The following is a 456-nucleotide window of genomic DNA, read 5'->3' as shown; positions in this document are numbered from 1 at the left end:
GGCTTTTCCGCCGCCAATGGTCTTGCGGTTCAACTCGGCGGCGGCGATCTGCGGCAGCCTGGGGTGAGGGCGGTGCCATCGCTCAAATATTTGCAGGCTGTCCCGCCTTTCACCGAACATTTTTTTGAATCGGAAGATGATGCGGACGAGAGCATCGACAATGGCCCGACCGGCGGGCTGACTTGGGATGGCCGGGTCGATCGAGGCCAGCAACAGGCGAGGATCCCGCTGCTTTCCGATTTCGAAATGGGCAACAAGAACGATGAGGACATTGCCCGGCGGCTAATCGCGGCAGATTATGGCGCCAGGATTGCTGCAGTCGCCGGTCTGCAAGGCACGGCAGACTCGTCTGTTCTGGTCAATACCGCCCTCAAGGCACTGGAGGTGTTCGAACAGGACTACCGCACCTTTTACCCCTATACGAGCAAGTACGATGCGGTACTCGCCGGAAAAGCC

General features: G+C 59.2%; 1 protein-coding gene. It reads left to right on the top strand.

Annotation, left to right across the window (positions count from 1 at the left end; all coding sequences use genetic code 11):
* On the top strand, nucleotides 1-456 hold a 456-nt coding region (locus Ga0451573_RS18995), incomplete at both ends, for a cytochrome c peroxidase (protein ID WP_231685766.1).

The sequence above is a fragment of the Phosphitispora fastidiosa genome (genome assembly GCF_019008365.1).
Taxonomy (GTDB): Bacteria; Bacillota; Thermincolia; order Thermincolales; family UBA2595; genus Phosphitispora; species Phosphitispora fastidiosa.
This window is presented reverse-complemented; position numbering and strand designations above follow the sequence as displayed.